Here is a 23,267-nt window from a genome sequence, read left to right on the forward strand (position 1 = left end):
GGAACATGAGCTACAACGGCACGATCGCGCCCGGCTCCACCACCGAGATCGGCTTCCAGGCCACCCACACCGGCAACGCCGGCAAGCCCACCGCGTTCACTCTCAACGGAAACCCCTGCACGGTCGCCTAGGTCGATGCGCGGCCCGGACTTCCGGGCCGCGCATCTCCCGTGCACCGCCAGGGCGGCCGTCAACTCAGTTGCGGCTCCACTGCTGGTTGCTTCCGCCGTTGCAGGCCCACAGGACGATCTTCGTGCCGTTGGCCGTTCCGGCGCTGTAGGCGTCCAGGCACAGCCCGGACTGCACACCGGTGACGGTGCCGTCGGCGTTGATGTTCCACTGCTGGTTGGCCCCGCCGTTGCAGTCCCAGATGACGACCTGGGTGCCGTTGCTCGTCCCCTGGCCGGAGGCGTCCAGGCACTTGTCGCCGTACACCTGGAGCTGCTTGCCGGAGGTGTGGATCCACTGCTGGTTCGCCCCGCCGTTGCAGTCCCACAGCGCCACCTGGGTGCCGTTGGTGTGCGACTGGTTGGGCACGTCCACGCACCGGCCGCTGGCCAGACCGCGCAGCGCGGTGCCGTTGCCCGGCGTGCCGCCGCCCGGGCCCGGGGTGATGGACAGGTTGTCGAACTGGGCGGTCTCGGTGGTGCTGGTGCCCACGCCGATCTGGCCGGCGCCCCAGGTGCCGTCGGTGACCGTGGCCACCTGCGTCCCGTCGATGCTCGCGGTGATCGTGCCGCCGGACAAGCCCAGGGCCAGGGTGTGCCAGCGGCCGGTGCCGAGGGCGGCGACGCTTCCGCTGCGGATCGTCGTCATCGCGTTGTCGACGTTGTTGCGGATGATCTGCCAGGCGCCGCCGTCGGTCACCCTTAGGTAGTAGGCGTTCAGTCCCTCGGGGCCGAAGGCGTGCTGGGCGCCCGCCCGGCCGATCAGCTCCACGTAGCCGCTCTGCTCCAGCAGCACGTCCGCCGTGACCGTGTAGTTGCTCCAGCCCAGATCGCCCAGCAGGGCGTACGGGTGGGAACCGCCGGTCCAGAGGATCGGCTGGCGCGGGGCCATCTGGCGCACGCATCGGCCGGAGCGGCCGCCGCCGCAGCCCACGATCTCGAACGAGCCCTGCATGTCCATCAGGTACTTCGCCTCACGCCCCACCGCGTAGGAGTCGAAGTCGTCGGCGTACGGCAGGGCCATCGAGCCCCGGGAGGGACTGGTGGCGGTGCCCTTGCCCTGACCCGTCGTGGTGGTGATCGAGTAGACGTACCCCGGCTGGACCGTCAGCGAGAAGGCGCCGTTGGACGGGTTGACGTCGGCGGCGTGGACGAAGTGGTCGGCGGAGTTGCCCGAGTTGAGGTTGGTCGCCCACACGTGCACCTGCCCGGTGGACAGCCCGCCGGTCACGGTGAAGTTCAGCGTCTGGGCGCTGGTGGCGTCCATCGTCTCGATGATCGTGCTGTAGTCGGACCCGCTGGGCGACCTCAGCGACACGTAGCTGCCGTTGTTGCGGTTGCCGCCGATGTAGCCGCTGGAAGAGTCCAGATACTTCCAGCCGGGAGCGGTGAACTGCGTGGTGTGGGCCATCACCCAGGTGCTCTTGCCGATGGCGTAGTAACCGGACCACGGCTGCGGCGCCACCGCCACGCCCATCGTGGCGAAGGGCAGGTTCGGAGTGATGGCGGCCATGACCGGCCAGTTGATGTATGCGGTCATCTTCCCGTCGATGTAGTCCCGGTTGATGCCCCTGGCCATCGCCTTGGCCCCGTCGTTGTAGTCGTCGGAGCCGTTCTCACTGGCCCACAGCACCTTCCCGGAGTTGATCGCGGTGGTGGAGCTGGGACAGCTCGACTGTGGTCCGCGGTAACCGCAGACGTAGTGCGACCCGAACACGTCCACCGCGTTGCGGAAGGCGGCGTTGTTCGCCGCGTCGTCGGCGACGCCGAACCCCCAGTCGTCGGATGCGACGATCTTCACGTTGCCGAAGCCGCGGGAGTCCAGGGCCGCGTTGAGGTTGACGTACCAGTTCAGATCGCGGCCCTTCTCGTTCCAGCCGCCCAGGTAGTCGATGGTCAGCCCGTGGCTGTTCTTCGCACAGCCCAGCCAGTCGACCAGGTAGTTGATGGTGTCCTGGGACCAGAAGTTGCCGTTGCCGAGCCAGCCCGGGGCGCCCCAGGCGAGACCCGCCAGCTTGATGCCGGGGTTGCGGGCCTTGGCCTGCTCCATCAGCCACCATTCGTAGCCGCGGTCGCAGTTCAGGTCGCCGGAGGTGTGCCGGTGGCTCGGCTCGGCGCCGTCGGTGGAGTTGGTGTCGCCGCCGATCTCGACCTTCAGGATCTGCATCGACGCGCCGTACCCGGGCTTGAACAGGTAGTCCAGGATCTGCGACCGCTGCGGCTCGGGGTAGTCGATCAGCAGGCGGCTGTTGCCTCCGCCGCCGCTGATCGCGCCGACACCGTCGAAGGTGCGGCCGCCGGAACCACCGTTGATCGTGATTCCGACCGCCGCGTGCGCCGGCGTCACGGCCACCAGGGACATCGCGACGGACAGGAGCGCGACCGCCACACTCATGGCGACGCGCGCCACGCTTGCTCTTCGCCGACTCATCGGGGTCCTTTCGAAGGGGGTAGGGCGAGATCGAACAGGGCGACCGGCCGCCCGGGAGCAGGCGGACCGGTCACCCCGTCACGCGTCGTTCTGCTGGTCCTCCCGCTCAGACACGGGTCCATTTCTGGTTGTTCTGGCCGTTGCAGGTCCAGATGATGACCTTGCTGCCGTTGGCGGTGCCGTTGTTGTAGACGTCGAGGCACTTGTTGGCGCCGACGGCGGTGATGGAGCCGTCGGAGTTGAACCGCCACTTCTGGTTGTTCTGGCCGTTGCAGTCCCAGATGATCACGCTGGTGCCGTCGGCCGTGCCCGCGCCGTTGACGTCCAGGCACTTGTTGCCATAGACGCGCAGCTCACCGGCGCTGGTGGAGGTCCACTGCTGGTTGGACTGCCCGTTGCAGTCCCAGACCTGCACCGCCGCGCCGTTGGCCTGTGACACCCCGGTGACGTCCAGGCACCGCCCCGACCCCACGCCCCTGAGCGCGCTCGTGCTCCCCGACGGCGACGACGGAGACGGAGACGGAGAAGGTGACGTCGGCGGAGACGGAGAAGGTGACGTCGGCGGGGTCGTCTGGAACTGCGTCAGGAACTTCCATGCCTCGGCCGAGGTCCAGGTCCGCCAGCCCTCACAGGAGCACCCGTCTATCGGACCCGGGGTGTGGCCCCCGTCGAACGCCGCCCAGACGACCGGATAGCCGGACCGGCACCCCGAATAGGCGGTGACGATGTGGCTCCGGCTGCCCGACCCCGGCTCGGGCGGATTCTGTGCGGTGCAGCCGTTGTTCCTGACGAACCTGTCGCGCAGCCCTCGCCCCTGCGAGATGTTGAGCACCGGGTCGCCGATGCCGTGCACTCCCATGTACGCGATGGGCTGGGTGCCGCCGTCGCACCCGCTGAGCTGGGCGCCGGAGTAGACCACGACCGCGCGGAAGACCGTCGCCCGGGCGCAGGCGAGCGCGTAGCTCATGCCGCCGCCGTAGCTGAAGCCCGTGGAGAAGATCTGGTCGGTGTCGACGCACAGGCCGGCTTCGATCTGCCGGAGCATGTCGTCGACGAAGGTCAGGTCCTGGCCGTTGGGGTTGGCCCAGCCGTTGTTGTTGCCCTGCGGCGCGACGAAGATCGTGCTGTTGTTCTCGGCGTCCGCGAGGCGCCTGAGCCCGTAGTACGACCAGTTGTACCCGTCGGTCCCGCCCGAGTCGACGTCGTTGGCGGTGCCGCCGTTCCAGTGGAACCCGAAGACCAGACGGTAGGGATGGTTGCTGTCGTAACCGGAGGGCACCCGCAGGATGTAGCTGCGATTCTGGCCGCCGCTCGCGATCGAGTGCGTGCCGCTCGCCAGTGCCGGGGCCTTGCCGCATCCGGCGGTCCCGGCGGCGGCCGCGGCGACCGCGCTGCTGTGCGTGGGCGGCGTGGTTCCGGCGAGCGCCGCACCCGCCGTTCCCAGGGCGACGAGCGCCGCCGCCGCGATGGCGGCGAAGAAGGATTTTCGGTTCAACGTGCTCAACTCCCTTTTCGCGGGCGGGGTCAGCGGTAGCCGGCGGCGACGATGTCGGCCTGCACGGCGTTCTCGGTCGCGTCGGAGGGATAGCCGGAGACCATCGCGCCCTCGTAGAAGGTCCCGGCGCTGAGGTTGGCGCCGCCGTCGGGCTTGCAGCAGTCGCCGCCGCTGCCCAGGACGATCGCGCCCTGCTTCTTCATGGGGCTGTAGCCCGGGGGAAGCGCGCCGTCATAGAGGGTGTAGAGGCTGCCGGACTGCGCGTTGCTGCCCTTGATGGCGAAGCGCGACGTTCCGTTGTTCTTCAGCGTCGCGGTGACGAACTTGCTGGTGAACGCCCGCTGGTTGGGGTTCCACGACTGGCTGCCACCGGGGTAGAGCCCCCATTCGAGGTCGGCCTGCACCCAGGGACCGGAGCCGGAGCAGCCGCCGAACCAGCAGCTCGTGCCGAAGTAGATGGCGTCCATCGCCCCGGCGGCGTCGGCCTTCCTGGTCGTCTCGCTGTTGCCGTAGTCGAAGCAGCAGCCGCTGTTGACGTGGGTGCCGCTGGTCACCATGTACATGCCCTCGGGCGCGGTCCCGGTCGGCACGCCGGTCAGGTGACCGTCACGCCAATAGCTGTTACCGGGGTTGATGTAGAGGGAGTAGGCCTTGTTGCCGCCCACCGACAGCGACTCGGTGGTGGCGATCGCGGGCTTGCTCTGCGGCGAGCCGGGCACCACGCTCGACCCCTGATACCACAGGTCGTTGCCGCGCCCGGACTGGTCGTACACGACAGTGATGACGCAGGTGGTGCCGGCGCAGAAGGAGTCCTGCGCCGCGGCGTCGGCGGTGCCGCCCGTGGTCAGCACGCCGATGTTCCTGGTCGCGTTGTCGGAGGAGCGCCGCACCTGGTAGAGGTTGCCGCTGTAGTTCGCGTACAGGGCGCGGGTCGTGCTGTGCGCGGCCACGCACGGCGTGCCCCCGGAGGCGTAGATGTCGCACGGGCGCGAGCCGGGCGGCGGCGGGCTCGGCGAGGTGGTGGGCCCGCCTCCGGCGGCCGACCACTTCTGGTTGCTCTGCCCGTTGCAGGTCCACAGGATGACGGCGGTGCCGTTGGCGGTGCCGGCGTGGTCCACGTCGAGGCACAGCCCCGACTGCACGCCGCTGATCGACCCGTCGGAGTTCTGCCGCCACTTCTGGTTGTTCTGACCGTTGCACGACCAGATGATCACCTTCGTGCCCGGCGACGTTCCCTGGCCGTACGCGTCCACGCACCGCGTGCCGCCGAACGTCCGCAGCTCACCCGCCGAGGTGAACTCGAACGCCTGGTTGGCCTGGCCGTTGCAGTCCCAGATCTGCAGGCTCGTGCCCAGCGCGTCGGTGTTGCCCGCCACGTCGAGGCAGCGCCCCGACTGTGCGCCGACCAGCGGCGCCGTCGCTGCCGACGCCGGCGCCGACCAGGCCAGGGCGGTGGCGAGGAGGGCCGCGAGCGCTGCGACGAGGCAGGCCGCGACGGCCGCCGGTGAGCGACGCCCGCGAGCCGTACGGCCCGATGGGTCAACGGACGAAGAACGCATTGCTTTCACTCCTTGGGGGGAAGGCACAGCGGCCTTGGGGAAAGACCGGCGAGAAGGCATGGCGAAGACAGCCACGTGCTGAATCCGGGCGGACTCGCCGGAGCCGGCGAAAGGCGGTCGTGTCCCATGCGATGGGTCGCCGACGGGCGACTGTGAGAACGGCCATGCCCGTGGCGTGGGAGACCGAGACGATCCCGGGTCCTGGTCGCGGACCCGATCCGCGCGAAGGCGCATGTACGCGAGGAGGGGTCAGGGGTCCACGAACCGATTCGCCTCGGCCGGGGTGCCGGAACTTTCCGGAGCTCTCCGGAAACTCGGCCCCTGCTGCCTCCTGGCACTGGGCACGCGCCGTGTTAGCGCTAACAAATCGCCAGAGCGTCGATCCTTCCTGCCGGCGGATTGGGGGGTGGCGGGATGCTGCGAAGCAAATACGACCGTCCGATGCCTGTCAAGAGCCCCGTTTCCCGCGATTCAGGCCAGGGTGAGCACCTGCGGCCCCTTCCCCGTGCTCACAGCAGGGCACGCTCGCGATCTCCCGCCGGCCCGCGCGCATGAAAGATTCACCGGCCGTCATCCGCCGCCCGCCCCGCGCCCCGGGTGGGCCGTCTGCGTCGAAACGATTCGCCTCAGCAGTTCACACAGGATGGTCTCAGCCGGCCGGGGAGAACAGGCGCTGCTGGATCTCCTTGCGATAGTCGTCCAGCGTGGCGTCGATGTGCGCGGCGGCGGCGTGGGCCGCCGCCTCGGGATCACCGGCGCGGATGGCCTGGTGGATGGCCTCGTGTTCCTCGACGGCCTTCGCCGCGTGCCCGCCCACCGAACCGCGCAGCCCGATGATCGCCGACTGGGCCTGTAGCCGGCGGGCCTCCCGCACCGCGATCTGCAGGAACATGTTGTGCGAGGCCGTGGCGATGGCGGAGTGGAAGGCGTCGTCGCCCTCGTTGAACAGGTCCTCGCGTCCGGTCTCGAACCCTCGGCGGCAGACGGCGGCCGCGTCCTCGATGGCCCGCAGCTCCGCGGGGGCGGCGCGGCGGGCGGCCAGCCGGCTGGTCTCCATCTCCTGCGCCCGCCGGAACTCGAACAGCATGTAGACGTGGTCCAGGTCGGTGGGGAGGAAGAACGACGCGAACCGACCGGCGCCGAGCATCCCCTCGTCGTCGGCCACGTAGAGGCCGCGGCCCTTCTGCGCGCGCACCCGGCCCAGCGCGGAGAGGATCTTCACCGCCTCGCGGACGACGGTGCGGCTGGTTCCCAGCTGCCTGGCCAGGTCGTTCTCGGTCGGCATGCGGTCGCCCGGACGCAGGCCCAGCCGGGCGATGAGCTCCAGCACCTGCTCGGCCGCAACCTCGTAGCCGGGCCGATAGCCGCCCTCACGCGGGGTGTCGGTCACGGTGCTCCTTCCTCGCGATCTCAGCAAAAGTATGACTCCGCACGTGCCGACGCCCGCCGGCCGCCGGGGATGGCGTGCCGATGAGTACGAAACATTCTGGCGTTTCACCTGAAACGTTTAGTTCGTGCGGCCATGGCGATATGCGTTCGCACTGGTCAGCACGGTTATCGGCATTACGGCGAGATGACGCGTGCATGCCGGCCAGGAAAATAAGTGTGCTCAAGGTCTTGACGGGTCTCGGTGCCGCAACCGTAATTGGAAGCTGAGCACCCGGAGGAACCCTTCTTCCGGGCCCTGCGGCTGTACCACACGGCGGGTGTGTGGAGGCGCGCCGCATGCCTCCGCACCGTGGTCGGCCACGTCGGCTTCCATCGCCTCGCTCCACCCCGATCCCTCGTGGTGCCGGGTGAGGCCGCCCCCATGGAGAAGCACGTGACCGATCGGATCGAGCATCCGTCCCCACCGGTCGCGGTGTCGAGACCGCTTCTGGCCGTCCTCGTCATCGCGGCGCTGACCATGGCGATGACCATGGTCGCGCCGGCCACCGCGGCCCGCGCCGCCACCACGACCCTCTACGTCTCGCCCTCGGGCACCGGCAGCACCTGTTCGTCCGCACAGCCGTGCTCGCTGCCGGGCGCGCAGACGGCGGTGCGGTCGCGCAACGGCTCCATGTCGGGAGACATCGTCGTTCAGCTCGCCGACGGGGTCTACCGGCTCTCCGCGCCACTGCGGCTGACCGCCGCCGACTCCGGCACCAACGGATATCAGGTCATATGGCAGGCGGCCCCGTCGGCGCATCCCGTCATCAGCGGCGCCCGGGCGGTCACCGGCTGGACGCTCGCCGACCAGGCGAAGAACATCTGGCAGGCCAACGTCGGCACCGGGATCGACACCCGGCAGCTGTACGTCGACGGCGCCCTCGCCACGCGTGCCCGCACCCAGGTGAACCGGTCGGACTTCACCGCCACCGGCTCGGGGCTGAGGTTCGGCAACGGCACGCTGAGCTACCTGAACAACCTGGCCAGGCAGAACCGGGTCGAGCTGGAGAGCATCGGTTCGTTCACCGACCGATACGTGCGGGTGCAGAGCATCGGCGGCAACTTCATCACGATGCAGCAGCCCGGCTGGAACAACAACATCTTCGGCTACGACGTGTTCACCAGCCCGCACCGGGCGGGCCCGCTCTACATCGAGAACGCCTACGAGTTCCTCGACTCGCCGGGTGAGTGGTACATCGACCCCACGACCGGTGTGCTCTCCTACATCCCGCTCTCCGGGCAGAACATGAGCAGCACCAGCGTGGAGCTGCCGGTGCTGCAGTCGCTGGTGAACGTCGGCGGCACCTACGACGCGCCGGCGCACCACATCACGTTCAGCGGCATCACCTTCAGCGGCACCAGCTGGCTGGGCCCCAGCGGCAACCAGGGCTTCGCCGACCAGCAGACCGGCGCCTACATCGCGGGCAACTGGAACTGGCCGGGCGACCTGCCGAACTCCTGCCAGGAGGGCTGCCGGCAGTTCGAGGCCACCAGGCCGAACTGGTATCAGATGCCCGCGGCGGTGCAGGTGTCGGCGGCCGACCACATCACCTTCACCGACTCGCGGTTCCTCAACCTGGGCCAGACGGCGGTGGGCATCGGCAACGACGCCAACGCGCACGCCAGCGGCGTCGGCCTGGGCGCCCGTGACATCACGGTCACCCGGTCCGAGATCGCCCGCAGCTCGGCCGGCGGCATCGTGGTCGGGGGCGTGCGCGCCGACGCCCACCATCCCAGTGACCAGCGGATGGTCAACCGCGACATCACCATCACCGACAACCGCATCCACGACCTCGGGCTGGACTACCGGGGCGTCGTCTCGGTCCTGACCACGTACGTCACCACCACCGACGTGTCCCACAACGAGGTCTACAACATGCCCTACACCGGCATGTCGATCGGCTACGGGTGGGGCGCCAACGAGCCGGGCGGCAGCACACAGTACGCCAACCGGGGTCTGTACGACTACCAGCCGCGCTACACCACCGCCACGACCGCGTCGGGCAACCGGCTCGTCGGCAACTACGTGCACGACGTCATGCAGCAGATGACCGACGGCGGATGCATCTACACACTGTCGTGGAACCCGAACGCGCTGATCAGCGACAACTACTGCCTGCGGACCAACGGCTGGTTCGGGCTCTACTTCGACGAAGGCTCCAAGTACTACACCGTCAGGAACAACGTCTTCTCGAACACCGGCACCTGGGCCACCGCCAACTACTGGGGTGGCGAGAACATGGGCAACTTCACCGTCACGGGCAACTGGTCGACGAACGGCAGCACCAACATCACCAACGGTGACCGCGGCAACGTCGTCGGCAACAACGTGACCGTCGCCAACGGTCAGTGGCCGTCGGGTGCTCAGTCCGTGATCGCCTCCGCCGGACCCGGGAACGGCACGTCGACGCCCTCTCCGTCTCCGTCGTCGCCGTCGGGGAGCACGAGCGCGCTCAGGGGCGTGGGGTCGGGGCGGTGCCTGGACGTCACCGGGGTGTCGCAGGCCAACGGCGCGGCGGTGCAGGTCTGGGACTGCAACGGGCAGTCCAACCAGCAGTGGACCTCCACCAGCGCCGGTGAGCTGCGCGTCTACGGCAACAAGTGCCTGGACGTCAACGGCGCGGGCACGGCCGACGGCACCAGCGTGATCATCTGGGACTGCAACGGCCAGAACAACCAGAAGTGGCGGTTCAACTCCGACGGCTCCATCACCGCCGTCGGCGCGAACAAGTGCCTCGACGTCTACAACAACGGCACCGCCAACGGCAGCAAGGTCATCATCTGGACCTGCAACGGCCAGAACAACCAGAAATGGACCCGCGTCTGACACCCCCAGCCTGACACCGTCCGGGCACGTGCCGTCGCCGGGGTGATCCCTCGTCCCGCGACGGCCGCACGTGACGCCTCGGCGAAAAATCCCGGCAGAAACCCGGCAGAAACCCCGCGAAGACCCGGCAGCAGCGCGGCGGCGCGCGCTGCTGCCCTGACCGATCGACCTGTGAGAAAGGAAACCGATGTCCCGACGTCCGTGGCTCACGATGCTGACCACGATGGCGCTGATCACCCCAGGAGCCCTCGCGATCACGGCCTCCCCGGCGGACGCTCTGACCATCCCCGCCTCCGACTACCAGCAGGTGTCGCTCGCCTCGGGCGGCTCCGAGCTGGGTGAGGCGATGTCGCTGGCCGTGATGCCGAACCGGTCGGTCATCCACACGGCCCGTGACGGCACGGTGCGCGTCACCGATGTCAACGGCAACACCAAGGTGGCCGGCAGGCTCAGCGTCTACACCCATGACGAGGAGGGCCTTCAAGGTGTCGCGGTCGACCCGAACTTCGCGTCGAACCGCTATGTCTGGCTCTACTACTCGCCGCGGCTGAACACGCCGAGCGGTGACGCGCCCAGCACCGGTTCGCAGTCGCAGTTCGACCAGTGGAAGGGACACCTGAACCTGTCCCGCTTCACCCTGAAGTCCGACGACACGCTCGACATGAGCAGCGAGAAGGTCGTGCTGGAGGTGCCGAACGACCGCGGGATGTGCTGTCACGTGGGCGGCGACATCGACTTCGACGCCGCCGGCAACCTTTATCTGACGACCGGCGACGACAGCAACCCGTTCGAGTCGAGCGGCTACTCCCCGCTCGACGAGCGGACCAACCGCAACCCGCAGTACGACGCCCAGCGCACGGCGGCCAACTCCAACGACCTGCGCGGCAAGCTCCTGCGGATCAAGCCGCAGCCGGACGGCAGCTACACGATCCCCAGCGGCAACATGTTCCCGCCGGGCACGGCGAACACCCGCCCGGAGATCTACGCGATGGGCTTCCGCAACCCGTTCCGGATGAGCGTGGACAAGGCGACCGGCATCGTCTACCTGGGCGACTACGGTCCCGACGCGGGAGTGACCAACAGCAGCCGAGGGCCGAGCGGCCAGGTGGAGTTCGACCGCGTCACCGCCCCGGGCTTCTACGGCTGGCCGTACTGCACCGGCACGAACACCACGAGCGAGACGTACAACGAGTGGGACTTCGCCTCCAACAGCAGCGGGCCGAAGTACAACTGCGCGGGTGGCCCGACCAACAACTCCTTCCGCAACACCGGGCTGACCACGCTGCCGGCGGCCAAGCCGGCGTGGATCAAGTACGCCGGTGACTCGGGCTCGCCACCGGAGTTCGGCAGCGGCTCCGAGTCGCCGATGGGCGGTCCGGTCTACCGTTACGACCCGAACCTGAACTCGGCCGTCAAGTTCCCCCAGGTGCTGGACGGGCGCTTCTTCGCCGGTGAGTACGGCCGCCGCTGGATCAAGGCCATCGAGGTCAAGAGCGACGGGAACTACGGGGAGATCTCCGCGTTCCCGTGGAGCGGCACCCAGGTGATGGACATGGCGTTCGGGCCCGACGGCGCCCTGTACGTGCTCGACTACGGCACCGGAAACAACAACCAGGCGCTGTACCGGATCGAGTACATCGGCAAGGCCAACCGCAACCCGATCGCCAAGGCCGCCGCCGACAAGACCTCGGGACAGGCTCCGCTGACCGTGAACTTCTCCTCCGCGGGCAGCTCCGACCCCGAGGGCGGCACGCTGTCGTACTCGTGGAGCTTCGGCGACGGCACGACCTCCACGGCCGCCAACCCGAGCAAGACCTACACGACGAACGGCACCTACACCGCCACCCTCACCGTCCGCGATCCGCAGGGGCTGACCGGAAGCGCGAGTGTGATCGTGACCGTCGGCAACACCGCCCCGACGGTGACGCTGACCACCCCGGCCGACGGGCAGTTGTTCTCCTTCGGAGACACCGTGCCCTTCCAGGTCACCGTGAGCGACCCGGAGGACGGCACGATCGACTGCTCGAAGGTGACCGTCACCTACTTCCTCGGTCACGACAGCCACGCACACCAGATCACCTCCAAGAGCGGCTGCAGCGGCTCGCTGAATGTGCCGGTGGACGGCGAGCACGACTCGGCGGCCAACATCTTCGGCGTCTTCGAGGCCTCCTACACCGACGAGGACGGCCTGACCTCCACCAGTCTCCGTACGCTCCAGCCGCGCCACCGGCAGGCCGAGCACTTCGCCGCGCAGCAGGGTGTCCAGACAGCCGATCACACCGCCGCCGAGGGCGGCAAGACGGTCGGCTTCACCGACGACGGCGACTGGATCTCCTTCCAGCCCTACAACCTGGCCGGCGCGACGAGGATCACCGCCCGGGTCTCCTCGGCCGGTGCGGGCGGCCGGATCGAGGTGCGGGCGGGCTCGGTCACGGGCACGCTGCTGGGCACGGCGAACGTCGCGAGCACCGGCAGCTGGGAGACCTTCACCGACGTCTCGGCGAACCTCGGCAACGTGCCGTCCGGCACGACGACGCTCTACCTGGTTTTCCGCGGCCCGACAGGACAGGGTTACCTGTTCGATCTGGACGCCTTCACCTTCGGCACCGGCACGTCGTCCTCCCCGTCTCCGTCCCCGTCTCCCTCCCCCTCTCCGTCGTCGCCGTCGGGGAGCACGAGCGCGCTCAAGGGCGTGGCGTCGGGGCGGTGCCTGGACGTCAACGGCGCCTCACAGGCGAACGGCGCGCTGGCACAGGTCTGGGACTGCAACGGGCAGTCCAACCAGCAGTGGACCTCCACCAGTGCCGGTGAGCTGCGCGTCTACGGCAACAAGTGCCTCGACGTCAACGGCGCGGCCACGGCCGACGGCACCAGCGTGATCATCTGGGACTGCAACGGCCAGAACAACCAGAAGTGGCGGCTCAACTCCGACGGCTCCATCACCGCCGTCGGCGCCAACAAGTGCCTCGACGTCAACGGCGGCGCCACCGCCAACGGCAGCAAGGTCATCATCTGGACCTGCAACGGCCAGAACAACCAGAAATGGACCCGCGTCTGAGTCCACCCGGCACCACCCCCGGCCCCAGGCCGGTCACCCATTGATGCGACCGCCCGGCGCGATGCCTCTTTCATCGTCGAAAGGGGCAGCGCCGGGCGGCGACGGAAGGACAGCCATGCTGCGACATCTGACCCCCGCCGCGCTCGGGCGCATCGCGGGGAGCGACCGGAAGACATCCGTGCTGCGACGCCTGTCGGTGACCGCGGTGGCGCTCGCCGCCGCCGCGGCGATGACCCCCGCCATCCCCGCCCACGCCGCCGCCTTCAAGGTGCTGGTGTTCTCCAAGACGGCGGCGTTCCGGCACGACTCGATCCCCCAGGGCATCCAGACCATCCGCGATCTGGGGGCCGCCAACGACTTCGCCGTCGACGCCACCGAGGACGCGAACGCCTTCACCACGTCCAACCTCGCCCAGTACAAGGCGGTGGTGTTCCTCAGCACCACCGGTGACGTGCTGAACGACAGTCAGCAGGCCGCCTTCCAGGCGTACGTGGACGGCGGAGGCGGTTACGTGGGGGTCCACGCGGCCGCCGACACCGAGTACGGCTGGCCGTACTACGGGCAGCTGATGGGGGCCTGGTTCAACAACCACCCGGCGATCCAGCAGGCCACCGTGCGGAACGAGGACCGGGCGCACGCCGCTACCTCTCACCTGGGCACGACCTGGTCGCGCACGGACGAGTGGTACAGCTTCCGCTCCAACCCCCGCCCGAACGTCCGGGTGCTGCAGAGCCTGGACGAGAGCAGCTACAGCGGCGGCGGCATGGGTGATCACCCGATCACCTGGTGCCACCCACAGTCCTCCGGCCGGGCCTTCTACACCGGGCTGGGACACACCCAGGAGTCGTACGCCGACTCGAACTTCCGCACCCTGCTGCTGGGCGGGATCCGGTACGCGGCCAAGGCCGTCAACGCCGACTGCCGCCCGGAGACCGGGTACACGGCGCTGTACAACGGGTCCACGACGGGCTGGTCGCAGGTCGGGCCGGGGTCGTTCACCAACAGCGACGCCACGCTGACCTCCCAGGGCGGCATGGGGATGCTGTACTACGGCGCCAAGGAGTTCCACTCCTACTCCCTCAAGCTCGACTGGAGGATGACCGGCGACTCCAACTCGGGGGTGATCGTCGGGTTCCCGCCCACGAACGACCCGAACACGGCGCTCGAAACCGGATATGAGGTGCAGATCGACGCGACCGACACCGCGGACAAGACCACGGGAGCGATCTACGGGGTCCAGTCGGCGGACATCACCGCGCGCGACGCGGCGCTGAACCCGCCCGGTCAGTGGAACACGTTCGAGCTGCTGGTGGAGGGTGAGCGGCTGCAGGTGTTCCTCAACGGCACCAAGATCAACGATTTCACCAACACCGATCCGGCCCGCTCGCTCCAGCAGGGCTACATCGGCATCCAGAACCACGGGGCGGGCAACACGGTGTCGTTCCGCAACATCCGGATCAAGGAACTCGCCGGCGCATCCCCGTCCCCCTCTCCCTCCCCCTCCCCGTCGCCTTCTCCTTCGCCTTCGGCGGGCACGAGCGCGCTGAGAGGTGTGGCGTCGGGGCGGTGCCTGGACGTCAACGGCGCCTCGCAGGCGAACGGCGCCGCGGTGCAGATCTGGGACTGCAACGGCCAGAACAACCAGAAGTGGACCTCCACCAGCGCCGGTGAGCTGCGCGTCTACGGCAACAAGTGCCTCGACGTCAACGGCGCGGCCACGGCGAACGGCACCAGCGTGATCATCTGGGACTGCAACGGCCAGAACAACCAGAAGTGGCGGCTCAACTCCGACGGCTCCATCACGGCCGTCGGCGCCAACAAGTGCCTGGATGTGTCCGGCGCCGGCACGGCGAACGGCACCAAGGTGCAGATCTGGACGTGCAACGGACAGAACAACCAGAAGTGGAACCGGGTCTGACCGGGATCACCGGCGGACCTCCCGCCCGGTGCCCCGGGCGAGCTCAAGCACCTCCTCCGCGCTGAAGCGGCACTGGTCTCCCTGGACGCTCATGGCCAGGGAGGCCATCGCCGTTCCCCGGCGGAGCGCGTCCTCGGGGGAATCATCGAGCACGCCCCACAGCACGCCGGCCGCGAAGGCGTCCCCGGCGCCGATCCGGTCGACCGCGACGGTGGGCAGTGCGGGGGCCGCGAAGGACTCGCCGTCCCAGTGGGCGACGGCGCCGTCGGCCCCGGCCGTCACCACGACGCGGCCGACCGCGAGCCTGTTCGCCAGCTCGTTCGCCAGCGTCGCGGGATCGCCGGTCAGGCCGAAGAGATCGCGCGCGTCCTCGGCCCGGCAGAGCAGCAGGCCGACGTGGGGTGCCACTTCGGCGGCGAACGCGGCGGCCGCCTCCGGCGAGGACAGCGCCGATCGATAGTTGACGTCGTAGACGACCAGGGCGCCGTGCTCGTGTCCCTCGCGCGCCGCGCGCAGCACGAGCTCGTCCGATCCCGGCGCGAGAGCGGCGGTGATGCCGGTGAGGTGAATGATCCGGGCCTCGCACACGGTGGCCCAGTCGAGATCATCGGCGCGGAGCGAACCGAACACGGTGCCGGCCCTGTCATAGAGGACGCTCGTCGGGCGGGGCGGGGAGCCGATCTCGGCGAAGTAGAGTCCGAGGCGCTCGCCCGCCGTCCACCGCACGGTGTCGAGGACGACCCCGGCGCTCGACAGCGAATCCGCGACCCGGCGCCCGAGCACCGAGTCGGGCAGCGCCCCCGTCCAGCGCGCGGACACGCCGACCGACGCCAGGGCGACGGCGACGTTCGCCTCGGCGCCGCCGACGTGCACCCGCAACCAGCCGGAGTCGCGCAGCCGCTCGCCTGCCGGGGGCGACAGCCGCACCATGGCCTCACCCAGCGTGGATACCTGGACGCGTTCGCCGCTAACGGGGCCTTCGCTCCGTTGTTCGCGCATGCCCGAGAACCACCCCTCTTGACGAACGTCCATGATCGCGGGTTTCATCATACCTATTATGTGTTACATCACATGCACCAAGGGAGCCCGAGACAAGTGAAACACCGCCATTTGGCCTCCCTCATCGGAAGCGTCTCCGTCGTGACCGCCGGCATCGTCGTCTGGGGCGCCGCGCCGGCGCTCGCCGTGCCGCCCCACCCCGGCCGCACCACCATCGTCGTCTCCCCGGACGGGGATGATCACAACCAGGGCACGCCGGGCAAGCCGCTGCGCACCCTGACCGCGGCGCAGGCCATGGCACGCGCGTCGGCGCGGGCCGGAAGCGCCGTGACGGTCGAGCTGAGGGACGGGACCTACCGGCTCGACGAGCCGCTGCGTTTCACCGCGGACGACTCGGGAACCAGCGCCAAGCCGGTGACCTGGACCGCCGCGAAGGGCGCGCACCCGATCATCTCGGGCGGCCGGGCCGTGACCGGCTGGACGCCGTACGACGCGGGCAAGAACATCTTCGTCGCCTCGGTGCCCAAGGGGCAGGACAGCCGGCAGCTCTACAAGAACGACGCCGCGGTGCCGCGCGCGGCCATCAAGATCAACCGCAGCGACGTGACGATCACCGAATCCGGCATGGAGATCAAGAATCCCGCGCTGAACTACCTCGCGACGCTGCCGGACCAGAGCCGCATCGAGGTGGAGAGCCAGGGCTCCTTCACCGACCGGTACGCCCCCGTGCAGAGCATCAGCGGGACGACCGTCACCATGCAGCAGCCCGCATGGCAGAACAACAACTGGGGATACGACACGCTGGCGCGCCCGTTCGCGGGGGGCCAGTTGCTGCTCGAGAACTCCTACGCGTTCCTGCAGGAGGGCCAGTGGTATCTGGACCCGGCCGCCGGCAAGCTCTACTACCGCGCCGCCGCCGGTGAGGACCCGAACGGCGCGTCGTTCGTGCTCCCCTACCTCGAGTCGCTCGTGCAGATCGCGGGCGGCTACGCGAAGCCGGTGCACGACCTGACCTTCTCGGGCATCCAGTTCTCGCACTCGACCTGGCTGTCGCCCGGCTCGCCGATCGGCTACGCCGACCAGCAGAACGGCGCCTTCATCCCGAAGGCCTACCCGCAGCCCGCGGACTACCTGAGCAGCTGCCAGTCGGGCTGCCCGTTGTTCGAGGGCGCGCGCAACGGCTGGAACCAGATGCCGGCGGCGGTCCAGGTGGCCGCGGCCACCCGGGTGAAGTTCACCGACAACACCTTCGCCCACCTCGGGCAGGTGGGCCTGGGCCTCGGCCTGGACGCCAACGCGAACGGAGCCGGGATCGGGCTCGGGGTCACCGAGGCGACCGTGCACCACAACCTGTTCACCGATCTCGGTGGCGCGGGGGTCGTCGCGGGCGGCGTGCAGCCGGACGCCCACCACCCGAGCGACCCGGCGATGACCCTGCGCGACATCACGATCGACAACAACTTCGTGACCGACGTCGCGAAGGACTACAAGGAGATGTCGGGCATCCTCACCACCTACGTGGACCACGCCGTGATCGCGCACAACGAGGTCTCCAACCTCGCGTACGACGGGATCGACACCGGCTGGGGCTGGGGCGCGAACGACGCGGGCGGCAGCCAGGACTACAAGAACCGGGGCCTGTACGCGTACCAGCCGATCTACACCACGCCGACGACCCTCAGGAACACCGAGGTGACCGGCAACCTGATCCACGGGGTGAAGAAGGTCTTCCACGACGGCGGCAGCCTGTACAACCTGTCGGCCAACCCCGGCGCCGTGTTCAGCGGCAACTACGTCTACGACACCAACCGGACGGTGGGCCTCTACCTGGACGAGGGCTCCCGCTACGTGACGATGAAGAACAACGTGATCCAGGACTGCGGCGTCTGGGTGTTCACGAACTCCTACGGGACGATCAACAACACCAGTGACAACGTGCTGCAGAACAACTGGTACAACTCGGGCATCACGCAGACGCCGGACACCGACGTGCACAACAACCGGCTGATCGACAACGTCCAGGTCTCGGGCACGGACTGGCCCGCCGAGGCCCGGCGGGTGATCGAGCAGGCCGGCCTCGAGCCCGCCCTGCGGACCTTCCCGGGGGTCACCAAGTAGTTCCCGGACGGCAGAAGGCGGGGAAGCCGTACGGCTTCCCCGCCTCTCTATTGGGGCGGGCCCTACGCGGGCGAGCGCGTCATCGCGCCAGCCATCCGCCGTCCACGGGGATGATGGCGCCGGAGACATAGTCGGACGCCGCCGAGCTCAGGAAGACCACCGCTCCCGCGAGGTCGTCGCCGCGGCCCCAGCGTCCGGCCGGGATCCGCTCCAGGATCGACCGCGACCGCTCGGGGTCGTCGCGGAGCGCCGCCGTGTTGTCGGTCGCGATGTAGCCCGGCGCGATGGCGTTGACGTTCACGCCCCGCCCGGCCCACTCGTTGGCGAGAGCCTTGGTGAGGCCCGCGAGCCCCGACTTCGCGGCGGTGTATCCGGGCACGTTGATGCCGCCCTGGAAGCTCAGCATGCTCGCCGTGAACACGATCTTTCCGTAGCCGCGCTCCAGCATCGGGCGCGCGACGAGCTGCGTGAGGGCGAACTGGCTCGACAGGTCGATCTCGATGACCCGATCCCACCACGAGAGCGGATGCTCCGCGGCGGGCGCGCGTTCGATCGTGCCCGCGTTGTTGACGAGGATGTCGGGAGCCCGTTCCGCGAGTTCGGCGCCGAGCGCCAGGACGGCGTCACGATCCGCGAAGTCGACCGCCCGGCTCTCGAACGACCGGCCGAGCGCGCGGATCGACTCGGCGACCTCGTCGTCGGGCCGCGACTGCGCGCTCACGCCGATGATGTCCGCGCCGGCGGCGGCGAGTGCCTCCGCCATGGCACGGCCGATGCCCCGCCGGGCGCCGGTCACGACGGCGAGACGGCCGTGCAGGTCGAACAGTCCGGCGTGTCCACCCGTTCGCTCGCTCCGCTCGCTCATGCCCGGGCCTCCCCCGCGACGTCCACGAGGATCTTCATCGCCCGGCCCGCCGAGAGGTCGTCGATCGCGGAGGCGACCTCCTCGATCGGGACGACGCCGGAGATGAGGGCCTCCGTGGGGATCACGCCCCTGCCGAGCAGGTCGACGGCGCGCTCGAAGTCCGATCGCTGGTACACCCGGGCGCCCAGCAGCCGCAGCTCGCGCCAGAACACACGCTGCAGGTCCAGCTCGCGAGGGGCGGAGTGGATGGCCACCACGACGATCGTCCCGCGCACCTTCGCCAGCGCGGTGGCGGAGCGGGCCGCGGCGGCCGCCCCCGACACCTCGAACACCACATCGGCGCCGACGTCGTTCGTCCAGCGCCCGACCTCGGCGGCCAGGTCGGCCGAGGTCGGGTCGATCACCTCGAACCCGAGCTCGGCGACGCGGCTCCGGCGGGAGGCGTCCACCTCGGCGACCATGACATGGGCGCCGGCGTCGCGCGCGACGGTGGCGATGAGCACGCCGATGGGACCGCCGCCGAGCACGACCGCGTGGTCGCCGACCTGGAGGCCGGAGCGCCGCACGTCGTGCACCGCGACGGCGACGGGCTCGACGAGCGCCGCCGTACGCAGGTCGAGGCCGGCGGGAAGCGGCACGGCGATCGACGCCGGCACATTCCACCGCTGTTGCAGCCCTCCGGGGGAGTCGATGCCGACGAACACGAGGTTCTGGCAGATGTGCTGATGACCTGCGAGGCAGGCCGCGCAGGTGCCGTCCCAGACCAGCGGCATGACGGTCAGCGGGTCGCCGACCTTCCAGCCCTCCACGCCCTCGCCGACCGCCGCCACGGTGCCCGACGTCTCGTGGCCGAACACGAGGGGCGTGCGCACGCGAGCGTCCATGGCGCCGTGCACGATGTGGAGATCGGTCCCGCACAGTCCGCAGTAGGCGACGGCGATCTGAAGTTCTCCGGGACCCGGCGGCCCGACGTCCACGGAGACGGTCTCCAGACGGCCTCCGCCCACATAAGCTGCACCCTTCATGGGAGTTCTCACTCTCCTTCGCACCGCACCGCACTGATCCGGCGCCGATCCGGCGCCGGCCGCGGCGACCCTTGCGCACATCATACGTATGCCGTTACTTTTATCACCATCTCTCACCCCCCGATGTGGGAGACAGGACAAAAAGGACTCGCACATGTTCCGTTTCACACGAGCCGGACGCACGGGCCCATGGATGCGCGCGATCAGCGTTGCCGGAGCATCGGCTATCGCTCTCACCTTGGCCGGTTGTGGCGGCAATGGCGGCACCTCGGTCGGTTCCTACGGCTTTCCGCAGGTCACCCAGGACGACAAGGCCCCCATCACTGTATGGGTGGACTCCGACAGGGTGAGCGCGGCCGACGCCTTCAAGAAGGCCAACCCGGACGTCAAGATCGACGTCGTCACCTATGACGGCTCGGCGAACGGCTCCAACTCGTTCCGTACGAAGGTGCAGCTCTTCGACCGGGCCGGCAGCGGCTGGCCCGACGTCGTGTTCTCGACGCAGAACAACGACGCGGCGTGGGCGAGCCAGAAGAGCAACGGCAAGCAGGCGTTCGCGGCCGTGCTCAACGGCGGGCTCGTCCCGAAGACCACTCTCGACTCCTTCACCCCGGGTTCGCTCGACCCGTGCACGGTCGAGGGCAAGGTCTACTGCCTGCGCAACGACCTCGCCCAGGTCGTGCTCTGGTACAACAAGGACCTGCTCGACAAGTTCGGCTACACCCTCCCCACGACCTGGGAGGAGTACCAGGCGCTCGGCGAGAAGGTGGCCAAGGAGCACCCCGGCTACATCGTCGGCGCCGTCGGAGACTCGTTCGCCTCGGAGATCTACTTCTGGAGCGGCAAGTGCCAGGCGAACGACATCACCGGCCCCAAGTCCGTGTCGGTCAGCACCGGCACCCCGGAGTGCAAGCGCGTCGCGTCGATGCTCGACGTTCTGATCAAGAACGGCACCACGCCCAACCTGAGCGTGTTCACGCCCGAGTTCGTGAAGAAGTACACCGGTAAGGTGCTCCTGATGCCCGGGCCGGCCTGGTACGCGGGAGCCATCTTCAACAATCCGCAGTCGCTCAACGTCCCCGCGGGTCAGCTCGGCGTCGCGGCGCCGTTGACGTGGCAGGGCGACACCCCCGCGACCGGCAACGTCGGCGGCGGCACCTGGTTCATCAGCAGCCATTCCAAGAACCTCAAGGCGGCCGAGAAGTTCGTCGAGTTCGTCACGACGGCCGACGACTACCAGGTGAACGTCGCCCCCGGTTACCCGGCCTACGCGCCGGCCGCCGAGAAGTGGCTCAAGAAGCAGGAGTCGAGCGGCTACTACGCGACCGACCTGCAGGCTCTGCTCACGGCCGGGTCGCAGATCTGGAACGGGTGGGGCTCCGGCGTCTTCAGCCAGGAGGCCATCTGGGCGAAGACGATGACTCCTGCGATCGCGAGCGGCAAGAACCTGGTCGACATGCTCCCCGAATGGGAGACCGCGATCAAGAACCAGGCGCAGGTCAACGGCTATACGGTCAAGTGACATGACAGTCATGAACGAGACCGGCCCGTCGGCCACGACGGCACCGCGCGGAGGGCAGGGCGAAAGGAGCGACGCCGGCGGGCGGAGCGCGATGAGCTACGGCTTCGTCGCTCCCTACACAGCGCTGGTGATCGCGTTCGGGGTCCTGCCCGCCCTCTACGCGGTCTTCCTCGCGTTCACCGACAGCGAGGGCGGCTTCGCGGGAATCGCCAACTTCACCAAGGTCGTGAGCGACTTCCGCTTCCTGCCCGCCGTCGCGCATGTCGCGCTCTACCTGGTGATCTGGCTGGTGGCCCTGGTGGTGCTGGTCTCGTTCCTGGCTGTCGTCGTGCACGCGGTCCGGGTGCGGTGGCTGAGCCGGACGCTCAGGTTCGTCTTCTACCTGCCGGGCGCTCTGGCGGGCGCGTCGAGCGTGATGCTGTGGCTGTTCGTGCTCGACCCGACCGCCAGCCCGGTCAGCGGCCTGCTGCGTCTGCTGGGATTCTCCAGCTTCGTGCAGGTGATCGTGCCGGCGAACCTCCCTCCGGTGTTCGCCATCATCGCGTTCTGGACCGGCGCGGGCGGCTGGATCGTCATCATGTACGGCGCGCTGAACAACATCAGCCCCGACGTGATCGAGGCCGCCCGCATCGACGGAGCGACCGCCGTGCAGATCGCCCGGCGCATCCAGCTGCCGATGCTGCGCAAGTGGATCTCGTACATGGGCATCATGTCGCTCGCCGCCGGCACGCAGCTGTTCGTCGAGCCACAGCTGCTCTCGCAGGCGAGCAACGCGATCGTGCCGAACGACTACTCGCTCAACCAGCTCGCCTACCAGTACGCGTTCCAGCAGAACGACTTCAACGGAGCGGCGGCCATCTCCCTGCTGCTGCTCGTCATCGCCCTCGCGCTGTCGGCCGTCTTCGTGACGCGCGGCGGCCTGTTCGAGAAGGACTGAGGTCATGACGACAGTCGACATCGGTCGCCCGGCGGGGCGACGGAACAGTGTCAGCGGCTGGAGCGTACGGACGATCATCGCGGTCGTTGTCGCGATCTTCGTGCTGTTCTTCGTGATACCTATCGTCTGGCTGCTGCTGGCGACGACGAAGTCGGCACACGCGCTCATCGTCGACAACCCGTTCCAGCCCGGCGGCCTCGGCGACCTGGCCGCCAACTGGAAGCAGCTGTTCGCCTTCCAGGACGGCGCGGTGACCTCGTGGGTGGGCAACTCGGCGCTGTACGCGGTAGGTGCGCTCGTCATCACGCTCATCGCGAGCATCCCGGCGGGTTATGCGATGGCGCTGACGGAGTTCCGGTTCCGGCGGCTGCTCCTGGTGCTGACGCTGATCGTCATGCTGATCCCGAACACCGCGCTGGTGCTGCCGATCTTCCTCGAACTCAACGTGGTGGGGCTGATCGGCAGCCCGCTGTCGGTGATCCTGCCGATGTCGTTCTTCCCGTTCGGCGTCTACCTCACCTACATCTACTTCTCCACCAGCATCCCCCGTGACCTGCTCGCGGCGGCGCGCCTGGACGGATGCAGTGAGTTCCAGGTGTTCACGAGGGTCGCGCTGCCGCTGGCCGCGCCGATCGTGGCCCTGGTCGCGTTCTTCAGCTTCGTCCAGAACTGGAACAACTTCTTCCTGCCCTTCGTGATGCTGCCGTCGAGCGAGGGCTATCCGATCCAGGTCGGCCTGACCTCCCTGCTCGCCTCGACGCCGGCGTTCAACCCGAGCTCCGCCGGCGCCCAGTCGGTGCAGCTGCCCACACTCGCGCTCGCCACCGTCATCTCGGTGTTGCCGGTGCTGATCGTCTTTCTTTTCGCACAACGCTTCCTGGTGGCCGGCATGACGGCCGGGGGCACCAAGGAGTGAGT

15 protein-coding genes are annotated in these 23,267 nt (G+C 68.8%); 8 read left to right on the top strand and 7 right to left on the bottom strand.

Annotated features, from left to right (window positions below; translation table 11 throughout):
* The first annotated feature begins 5 nt into the window (after nucleotides 1–5).
* On the top strand, nucleotides 6–131 hold the full coding sequence (locus HCK04_RS34615) for a cellulose binding domain-containing protein (protein ID WP_240972097.1): 126 nt from the start codon (nucleotides 6–8) through the stop codon (nucleotides 129–131).
* 64 nt (nucleotides 132–195) lie between these two features.
* On the opposite strand, the gene HCK04_RS43080 is transcribed toward HCK04_RS34615, so the two are convergent.
* From HCK04_RS43080 to HCK04_RS34635, 4 genes are all read right to left on the bottom strand, one after another.
* Nucleotides 196–2,577, bottom strand: coding sequence for a ricin-type beta-trefoil lectin domain protein (locus HCK04_RS43080; RefSeq protein WP_260617516.1), 2,382 nt, complete (start codon nucleotides 2,575–2,577; stop codon nucleotides 196–198).
* Nucleotides 2,578–2,704: 127 nt separating this feature from the next.
* Nucleotides 2,705–4,093, bottom strand: coding sequence for a lectin (locus HCK04_RS34625; RefSeq protein ID WP_142651575.1), 1,389 nt, complete (start codon nucleotides 4,091–4,093; stop codon nucleotides 2,705–2,707).
* A gap of 29 nt (nucleotides 4,094–4,122) precedes the next feature.
* Nucleotides 4,123–5,652, bottom strand: coding sequence for an arabinofuranosidase catalytic domain-containing protein (locus tag HCK04_RS34630; protein ID WP_142651576.1), 1,530 nt, complete (start codon nucleotides 5,650–5,652; stop codon nucleotides 4,123–4,125).
* Between the two features lie 649 nt (nucleotides 5,653–6,301).
* Nucleotides 6,302–7,042, bottom strand: coding sequence for an FCD domain-containing protein (locus HCK04_RS34635; protein WP_142651577.1), 741 nt, complete (start codon nucleotides 7,040–7,042; stop codon nucleotides 6,302–6,304).
* A gap of 432 nt (nucleotides 7,043–7,474) precedes the next feature.
* Here HCK04_RS34635 and HCK04_RS44465 point away from each other — a divergent pair, with 432 nt between their 5' ends.
* The 3 genes from HCK04_RS44465 to HCK04_RS34650 all read left to right on the top strand — a co-directional run bounded on the left by HCK04_RS44465 (nucleotide 7,475) and on the right by HCK04_RS34650 (nucleotide 14,883).
* Nucleotides 7,475–9,907 carry an RICIN domain-containing protein gene (locus HCK04_RS44465; protein WP_260617517.1) on the top strand — a complete coding sequence of 811 codons (2,433 nt, stop codon included), beginning with the start codon at nucleotides 7,475–7,477 and terminating at the stop codon, nucleotides 9,905–9,907.
* A gap of 187 nt (nucleotides 9,908–10,094) precedes the next feature.
* Entirely contained in the window at nucleotides 10,095–12,965 is a 2,871-nt protein-coding gene (locus HCK04_RS34645) for a lectin (protein ID WP_142651578.1), read from the top strand.
* A 115-nt stretch (nucleotides 12,966–13,080) separates the two neighbouring features.
* Nucleotides 13,081–14,883 carry a lectin gene (locus HCK04_RS34650; RefSeq protein WP_142651579.1) on the top strand — a complete coding sequence of 601 codons (1,803 nt, stop codon included), beginning with the start codon at nucleotides 13,081–13,083 and terminating at the stop codon, nucleotides 14,881–14,883.
* A 6-nt stretch (nucleotides 14,884–14,889) separates the two neighbouring features.
* Here HCK04_RS34650 and HCK04_RS34655 read toward each other — a convergent pair whose 3' ends face one another.
* Nucleotides 14,890–15,915: a sugar kinase gene (locus tag HCK04_RS34655; RefSeq protein WP_168066513.1), complete on the bottom strand. Its 1,026-nt coding sequence runs from the start codon at nucleotides 15,913–15,915 to the stop codon at nucleotides 14,890–14,892.
* A gap of 108 nt (nucleotides 15,916–16,023) precedes the next feature.
* On the opposite strand from HCK04_RS34655, the gene HCK04_RS34660 reads away from it, so the two are divergent.
* Nucleotides 16,024–18,000: a right-handed parallel beta-helix repeat-containing protein gene (locus HCK04_RS34660; RefSeq protein ID WP_205831090.1), complete on the top strand. Its 1,977-nt coding sequence runs from the start codon at nucleotides 16,024–16,026 to the stop codon at nucleotides 17,998–18,000.
* A 79-nt stretch (nucleotides 18,001–18,079) separates the two neighbouring features.
* Here the strand turns inward: HCK04_RS34660 and HCK04_RS34665 are convergent, their stop codons facing one another.
* Both HCK04_RS34665 and HCK04_RS34670 read right to left on the bottom strand, forming a co-directional pair.
* A complete protein-coding gene (locus tag HCK04_RS34665) occupies nucleotides 18,080–18,865 on the bottom strand; it encodes an SDR family oxidoreductase (RefSeq protein WP_142651582.1) in 786 nt (261 codons plus the stop codon).
* Nucleotides 18,862–19,890 (bottom strand): alcohol dehydrogenase catalytic domain-containing protein, encoded by a 1,029-nt coding sequence (locus HCK04_RS34670; RefSeq protein WP_142651583.1) that lies wholly within the window; start codon nucleotides 19,888–19,890, stop codon nucleotides 18,862–18,864. Before HCK04_RS34670 ends, HCK04_RS34665 begins: the two co-directional genes overlap by 4 nt.
* Nucleotides 19,891–20,128: 238 nt before the next feature.
* On the opposite strand from HCK04_RS34670, the gene HCK04_RS34675 reads away from it, so the two are divergent.
* Genes HCK04_RS34675 through HCK04_RS34685 form a run of 3 tightly spaced genes read left to right on the top strand, consistent with a single transcriptional unit; the run spans nucleotide 20,129 to nucleotide 23,265 of the window.
* Entirely contained in the window at nucleotides 20,129–21,412 is a 1,284-nt protein-coding gene (locus HCK04_RS34675) for an extracellular solute-binding protein (RefSeq protein ID WP_205831091.1), read from the top strand.
* Nucleotide 21,413: 1 nt separating this feature from the next.
* Nucleotides 21,414–22,349, top strand: a complete 936-nt coding sequence (locus tag HCK04_RS34680) for a sugar ABC transporter permease (RefSeq protein WP_142651585.1) — start codon at nucleotides 21,414–21,416, stop codon at nucleotides 22,347–22,349.
* Between the two features lie 4 nt (nucleotides 22,350–22,353).
* A complete protein-coding gene (locus tag HCK04_RS34685; protein WP_142651586.1) occupies nucleotides 22,354–23,265 on the top strand; it encodes a carbohydrate ABC transporter permease in 912 nt (303 codons plus the stop codon).
* Nucleotides 23,266–23,267 lie beyond the last annotated feature (2 nt).

This window comes from Microbispora sp. CL1-1 (assembly GCF_012034195.1).
Taxonomy (GTDB): Bacteria; Actinomycetota; Actinomycetes; order Streptosporangiales; family Streptosporangiaceae; genus Microbispora.